Raw genomic sequence first — 6475 nt, forward strand, 5'->3', positions numbered from 1 at the left:
CACGGGGACCTTGTGGTAGTAGCGCAGGATGGCGCCGCGCACCGCGGACAGCGCCGTCACCCGGCCGCTGACCTTCAGGCCGCTGGTGAATTCAATCTCCTCGATGGCGGTGATGTTCAGCGGATCCGCCATGGCCACCACCAGCTGGCGCCGGCCGCCCACGTTCTCCAGCGCGTAGGGGAACAGGTCGTGCTGTTCGCAGAAGCGCGCGCGCAACAGGTGCACCGCCGCCCAGTCCGGCGTGATCGCCGCCAGGTCCACCTGCGGCATCCCCAGGGCCTCACTGAGCGCCTGGGCGAGCGTCGCTTCCGTGATGGCGCCCTGACCGATGAGCGTCACGCCCAGCCGCTGCCGCGTCTGTCGTTGCGCCGCGAGCCCCGCCTCCAGCTGGGCGGGGGTGATCGCGCCGCGTTCCACCAGCAGCTCACCAATGCGCTTCCTGGCCATGGTTTCCCCGCCTAGCACGGCACCCGAAGGTGCCCAAATCGCTGGCACGCCTGTTGCGCAAGCCACTGGAAAGGGCCTGCCGTGTGCCCTGGGGAGCGACTTGGCAAGCCGCGAGCCAACGCAAAATTCCTGTGAGATTTCAGTAACTAACGCTGAGGGTGCCTGCCTTGACACGCCTGGGAGCGGTTCCTAGACTCGGCGCCACCGTGATCCAAAATTCCTGCTTCTGACCTGGGTGGATGTCCACCCGGCCGGTCGCAGTGCGAAGTGGCCCGCAAGCGCGTGTCGCTCCGCCCATCTGGAGGCATTCCGTGATGAACCTGGGGTTCGTAGCCAATCTGTCCGTCCTCGCCAACGCCGCCGGCGGCAATGAGACCTTCCTGCAGGAACTGGGGCGCCGCTGGGAGTCCGGTCAGGCCGGTATGTACCCCATCGCGGTCTGTCTGGTGGTCGCGCTCTCGATCATCATCGAGCGCAGCATCGTCCTGTTCGGCAAGGCCTCCATCAACAAGGAAGGCTTCCTGCGCGGGCTGAAGAAGCACATCTACGCGGGCGACCTGGACAAGGCCATCAACTACGTGGCCGGCCAGAAGAACACGCCGCTGACCAACGTCATCAAGGCCGGCCTGATGAACGTGCCCAAGGGCCAGGAAGAGGTCCAGGCGGCGCTCGACGAGGCCAGCCTGCGTGAGACGCCCCGCCTGGAGGCGCGCACGGGCTACCTGGCGATGCTCGGCAACGCGGCGATGCTCGCGGGCCTCCTGGGCACGGTGAACGGTCTCATCACCTGCTTCGAGGCGGTGGCGAACGTGAACCCGGCCGACAAGGCGACCATTCTGGCGAACGGCATCTCGGAAGCCATGAACTGCACGGGCTTCGGTCTGCTCACGGCCATCCCGGCGCTGATCGCCTTCTCCGTGCTGATGGGCCGCACCCAGGGCCTCATCAACGACATCAACGAGACCAGCGTCTCCGTGCTGAACCTCATCGTGGCCAACCGCGACAAGTTCAAGAACCTGAACATCCCGGCCTCCGCGCACGCCGAGGAGTAATCCTCCTCACGCAGCGCCAGGTTGGAACCGGATGTACCGGCGCGCTGTCTGGTAGCCCCGAAGTGGTGGACCCAGACAGTCGCGTCCGTTCCCAGAGTCTTCTTGAAACGTCGTTCGTGCGCGAAGAGCGCGGTAGAGCAGGGAGGTAGTCGCCATGGCCGGCGGAATGGACCTGGGCACCGGTGGAAAGGGTGGCAAGAAGCCGCTCGATACCGCCATCAACATGGTGCCCTTCATCGACCTGATGGCAGTGACCATCAGCTTCCTCATCATGACGGCGGTCTGGACCCAGATTGGCCGTCTCCAGGTGTCGCAGGCCGGCGGGGCCTCCACGGACGAGCAGCAGGAGGAGGAGAAGACCAAGACGGTCCAGCTCACCCTCCTGGTGTCGCCCACGGAGATGCGCCTCACCGCCGACCAGAGCGCCTTCGACCCCATTCCCCTCACCCGGGATGACAAGGGCCGGCCGGACCTGACCAAGCTGGTGGCGCGCTTCAAGGAGTTGAAGGCGCAGCTGCCGGACCAGTCCGCCATCACCCTTCAGACCGAGGACCTGGTCCGTTACGAGGACCTGGTCCGCATCATCGACGAGTGCATCGGCTCCGGGTTGCCCCAGGTGTCGGTCTCCGCGGCGATGGGCTAACAGGAGAGCACCCAAGCCATGGGCATCAAGGTTCCCGGTAAGCGGTACGGCAAGCGGCTGGAGCACTCCAAGGTCTTCGGCCACGGCGGTCACGGCAAGAAGAACGGCAACGCGGACCTGCTCATCACCCCGCTCGTCGACATGTTCGTCATCATCGTGCTCTTCCTCATCGCGAACTTCTCCGCGACGGGCGAGGTGCTGATGATGACCAAGGACATCGTCCTTCCCGAAGCGGTCAACGTGAAGGAAGTGGAGATGCACCCGGTGGTGATGGTGTCCAACGACCAGGTCAGCGTGTCGGGCACCATCGTGGGCCGGGTGGAGGACCTCACCAAGGACGAGTACCTCAACATTCCCGCGCTGGAGGAGAAGCTGCGGGACATGAAGAAGCAGTTCGAGGACCTGCACTCCATGGCCGGTGGTGGCGAGACCTTCAAGGGTGACGTCAACATCCAGGCCAACAAGGACGTCCAGTTCAAGGTCATCAAGCGGGTGATGTTCAGCTGCGCCACGGCCGGCTACAGCAACATCAACTTCGCCGTCATCCAGGCGGGTGGCGCCGCGGCCGGTGAGAAGACCGCCGCCGTCACCCCGTAACAACAGCTTCGCGGCGGATCCCGGCCGGTTCCGGGATCCGCGCTTTACAAAAGACGCCCTGACCCTGCATGGGTCGGGGCGTTCGCGTTTCTGCTAGAGAAGCGCCCCATCATGCTCCTGCGCGCCGTGCTCTTCGACCTGGATGGGACGCTGGTGGACTCGCTGGGGGACATCGCCACGGCGATGAACCACGCGCTCACGGAGCACGGCCTGCCGCCGCACCCGGAGGCCGCCTACCTGCGCTTCGTGGGAGAGGGCGTGGCGAAGCTCGCCGAGCGGGCCACCGCCGGCGCGGCCCCCGCGCTCCAGGGGCAGGTGCTCTCCACGTACCACGCCTACTACGACGCCCACCTGTTCGACCGGACGCGCGCCTACCCGGGCGTGGAGGACGCGCTCGTGGCGCTGGCGGCGGACGGTGTGCGGCTGGGCGTGCTCAGCAACAAGTCCGACGACTTCGTGAAGCGGCTGGCGGCGCGGCTCCTACCGGGCGTGCGCTTCACGGCCGTGTACGGCGAGCGGCCGGGCATCCCGCGCAAGCCGGACCCCACCGCGGCGCTGGCCCTGGCGGCGGAGCTGGGCGTGGCGCCGGAGGCGTGCGGCTTCGTGGGGGACACCTCCGTGGACATGGACACCGCGAAGGCCGCGGGCATGTACGGCGTGGGCGTCACCTGGGGCTTCCGCACGGCGGCGGAGCTGCACGCGCACGGGGCTCGCGCGGTGGTCTCCTCGGCGGGCGAGCTGCTGGCCGCGCTCAGGACCGCGGGCGCCTGAAAAGCAGCAGGGGCCGCCTCCTTCGTGAGGAGGACGGCCCCTGGGGTCTACCGCACGGCGGCGTCGTGGATCAGGCCGCCACGGCCATGTCCGGCTTGGGCTGCTGCGGGACGGCGTCCACCGCGGGCGGACGGCCCAGGCGCTTGAGCATCCGGTAGTGCGACGCCACGGCGCCGCGGAAGGTGACCGCCTCGATGTAGGGCAGGCCGTGCTCCTCGGCGGTGGCCTTCACGATTTCGCTCAGCGCCGGGTAGTGGATGCTGCACACCTTGGGGAACAGGTGGTGCTCCACCTGGAAGTTGAGGCCGCCCACGTACCAGCTCAGCAGGCGGTTCTTGCGGGCGAAGTTCGCGGTGGTGCGCAGCTGGTGCACCATCCACGCGTCCTCCACCTTGCCCTCCGTGTCCGGCACGGGGAACTCCGCGTTCTCCACCACGTGCGCCAGCTGGAAGACGATGCCCAGGATGAAGCCCGCCGTCATGTGCATGGCCAGCTGCCCCACCACGAACTGCCACCAGGTCACGTCCAGCACCAGCCACGGAATCACCAGCGTCCAGCCGTAGTACACGGCCTTCATCGCCAGCAGGCGGGCCCACTCGGCGGGCGCGTGCTTCTTGCCCTTGTAGGGGCCCAGGTCCTTCTGGAAGAAGTACTTGTAGTCCTTCGCGAACACCCAGAAGACCGTGGTCAGCGAGTACGCCGTGAATGCGTACAGGTGCTGGAAGCGGTGGTACGGCTTCCACTCGCTGTGCGGCGAGAGCCGCAGCTGCGGGCTCACCGTCAGGTCCTCGTCCATGCCCTGGATGTTGGTGTACGTGTGGTGCAGGACGTTGTGGGTGATGCGCCACATGTAGCTGTTCGCGCCAATGAGGTCGAACGCGAAGCCCACCACGCCGTTCACGCGGGCGTCGTCGCTGTAGGAGCCGTGCACGCCGTCATGGCCGATGCAGAAGCCGATGCCCGCGATGGCCACGCCCATCAGCACCGCCAGGCCCAGCATGCCCCAGGCATTGAAGTGTCCGCTGAGCAAGAGCCCGTAGACGCCCGCGGTGAAGCCCAGGATGGACAGGGCCTTCACGTACATGGCCTTGTTGGCTCGCTGCGAGAGGTTCCGGGTCTCGAAGTATTCGGAGACGCGTCGCTTCAGGTCCTCGGCGAAGGAGGAATCGCGCTGGCCAAAGGTCACACGGGTCGGGTTTGTCACTGGGAGGGACGCCTCACGATTGGAGTCTGCAGGGGTGCTGCCGGTACGGGGCATCCACGATAGGCCACGTCCGGCTGGAAGTGTTCAGGGCTGAAAACTATTCCGGAACACCGGGGCTCCGGGACGGTGTCACCCCTGGCTGCCTGGAGCGTCAGCCAGCGGGAAATGCCCCGCCCCATGAAGGCGTTTCACTGCCGGATCGAGGTTGTTACCTTCGACGGCGTGTGGGAGACCGGGAGTGGTTCCCGGCTCGACTTCATGCCTGTTCAGGGCTAAGGCGCGGTCTTCGCCCCAAAATTCGGGGGCGGGCAGTCCGGCGATTTCGCAGGGTTGCCAGTGGGACAAGGAAGCAGATCATGGCAAGTGGTACGGTGAAGTGGTTCAATGATGCGAAGGGCTTTGGGTTCATCACGCAGGACAGCGGTGGTCCGGACGTGTTCTGCCATCACACGGCCATCGTGGCGGACGGTTTCCGCACCCTGGCCGAGGGCCAGAAGGTGGAGTTCGACGTGAAGAAGGGCCCCAAGGGGCTCCAGGCGGAGAACGTCCGCCCGGTCGGCTGAGCCTTCCGGCTCTGCTGCTTTTCACGCATCCACGAGGTCCGGCCTTGAAGGGGCCGGGCCTCTTTTTCGCTCAATGTTTCCCAGGAGGTTCCATGCAGGGAAGGTCCACGAAGCGGCAGAAGGAAATGGCGCGCCAGCAGAAGCAGCGCGAGAAGGACGCCAAGAAGGCCGAGCGCAAGACCGAGAAGGATCAGCGTCCGGCGCGCGGGCCAGGCGAAGAGGATCCCGACATCGCCGGTATCATCCCGGGCCCGCAGCCGCTGCCCGACGCGTTCAACACCTGAGTCTGATGAAGCAACACCGCCCCGGCCCATGAGGGCACCGGGGCGGCGGTGGGCAAGGGGCCGGTGGGCCCCTTTTTCATGTCCGCGCTTCAGCGTGCTTCAGGGGTGCGTGGCCAGCCCACGCCGTATCTCAGCCGCTCCTTGTCCTCCGCGCGGTTGTACGCGGTGGCCGCGGCGATGACGTGGCACACCCAGCCGAGGATGCCTCCCGTGCCCAGCCAGAAGCCGGGCGTGACGATGAGCCAGAAGACCCCGCGCAGGATGTCACCGTTGTAGATCTGCCCCACGCCGGGGATGAAGAACGACAGCAGCGCAGCAAGACCGGGACGCGACATGAGATTCGTTCCTCCTTGTCCTTTTCTACGGTCCCGGAGGGGGTCCATTGCATCGCCCGCCGGACACCGCCTGCCTGCCGGGCGGGCCTCCCCGCGGACGGGGTGCAACGCCCTGGCGTCCCCGCTAGCATGACGCATGTTCCTTCCGGCCTGGCGTCACGGCCCTGAAGGGACGGGGGGAGTCATCATCCAAGGTCGTCCTCAGGCCCGTGTGGCGGCGTTCCCGGTCCGGGGCCTCGTGGAGGTCCTCGCGCTGACGGCGGTGTACCTGCTGGCCGCGCGGGTGGCGCTGTTGCTGGCCGCGGACGAGAGCCACATCTGTCCCGTCTGGTTGCCGTCGGGCGTGGCCCTGGGAGGGCTGCTGCTGTTGGGCGTGTCGCGCTGGCCCGCCGTGGCGCTGGGCGCGGGCGTGGTGTCGTACGCCATGGGCGTGAGCCCGGGCGTGGGGCTGTCCGTCGTGCTGGGCTCCACGCTGGAGGCGGTGCTGGCGGCGCTGCTGTTCCGGCGGATGGAAGGCGCGCGGGAGCTGCACCGCGTGCGCGACGTCGTGTGGCTGGGCGCGGGCGCGGGGCTGGGGGC

The 6475-nt window shown here is 67.1% G+C and carries 10 protein-coding genes; 7 read left to right on the plus strand and 3 right to left on the minus strand.

Translation table 11 applies throughout. The features are described from left to right. Positions 1 to 447: cyclic di-GMP-binding domain-containing protein, MshE-related (locus D7W79_RS36945; protein WP_500681250.1), on the minus strand; the 447-nt coding region annotated here is incomplete at its 3' end. A 314-nt stretch (positions 448 to 761) separates the two neighbouring features. Here D7W79_RS36945 and D7W79_RS36950 point away from each other — a divergent pair. From D7W79_RS36950 to D7W79_RS36965, 4 genes are all read left to right on the plus strand, one after another. Beyond that, the gene (locus tag D7W79_RS36950; RefSeq protein ID WP_120529974.1) at positions 762 to 1499 is read left to right on the plus strand and encodes a MotA/TolQ/ExbB proton channel family protein; all 738 of its coding nucleotides are present in this window, start codon (positions 762 to 764) and stop codon (positions 1497 to 1499) included. Between the two features lie 154 nt (positions 1500 to 1653). After that, the gene (locus D7W79_RS36955) at positions 1654 to 2142 is read left to right on the plus strand and encodes an ExbD/TolR family protein (protein WP_120529975.1); all 489 of its coding nucleotides are present in this window, start codon (positions 1654 to 1656) and stop codon (positions 2140 to 2142) included. Between the two features lie 18 nt (positions 2143 to 2160). Next, complete coding sequence (locus tag D7W79_RS36960) at positions 2161 to 2739, plus strand: ExbD/TolR family protein (RefSeq protein WP_120529976.1); 579 nt, start codon at positions 2161 to 2163, stop codon at positions 2737 to 2739. A 111-nt stretch (positions 2740 to 2850) separates the two neighbouring features. Next, entirely contained in the window at positions 2851 to 3510 is a 660-nt protein-coding gene (locus D7W79_RS36965) for an HAD family hydrolase (RefSeq protein ID WP_120529977.1), read from the plus strand. Positions 3511 to 3580: 70 nt separating this feature from the next. On the opposite strand, the gene D7W79_RS36970 is transcribed toward D7W79_RS36965, so the two are convergent. Beyond that, a complete protein-coding gene (locus D7W79_RS36970; RefSeq protein WP_120529978.1) occupies positions 3581 to 4714 on the minus strand; it encodes a fatty acid desaturase family protein in 1134 nt (377 codons plus the stop codon). A 356-nt stretch (positions 4715 to 5070) separates the two neighbouring features. On the opposite strand from D7W79_RS36970, the gene D7W79_RS36975 reads away from it, so the two are divergent. Continuing rightward, positions 5071 to 5277 carry a cold-shock protein gene (locus tag D7W79_RS36975; protein WP_120529979.1) on the plus strand — a complete coding sequence of 69 codons (207 nt, stop codon included), beginning with the start codon at positions 5071 to 5073 and terminating at the stop codon, positions 5275 to 5277. A 92-nt stretch (positions 5278 to 5369) separates the two neighbouring features. Beyond that, entirely contained in the window at positions 5370 to 5561 is a 192-nt protein-coding gene (locus tag D7W79_RS36980) for a hypothetical protein (RefSeq protein ID WP_120529980.1), read from the plus strand. 89 nt (positions 5562 to 5650) lie between these two features. Here the strand turns inward: D7W79_RS36980 and D7W79_RS36985 are convergent, their stop codons facing one another. Further along, positions 5651 to 5896, minus strand: a complete 246-nt coding sequence (locus D7W79_RS36985; RefSeq protein ID WP_120529981.1) for a hypothetical protein — start codon at positions 5894 to 5896, stop codon at positions 5651 to 5653. A gap of 211 nt (positions 5897 to 6107) precedes the next feature. Between D7W79_RS36985 and D7W79_RS36990 the strand changes: the two genes are divergently transcribed. Further along, the coding region (locus tag D7W79_RS36990; protein ID WP_244222178.1) for an MASE1 domain-containing protein at positions 6108 to 6475 on the plus strand (368 nt) is incomplete at its 3' end.

Origin of the sequence: Corallococcus exercitus, from assembly GCF_003611585.1 — a bacterium.
Classification (GTDB): Bacteria; Myxococcota; Myxococcia; order Myxococcales; family Myxococcaceae; genus Corallococcus; species Corallococcus exercitus.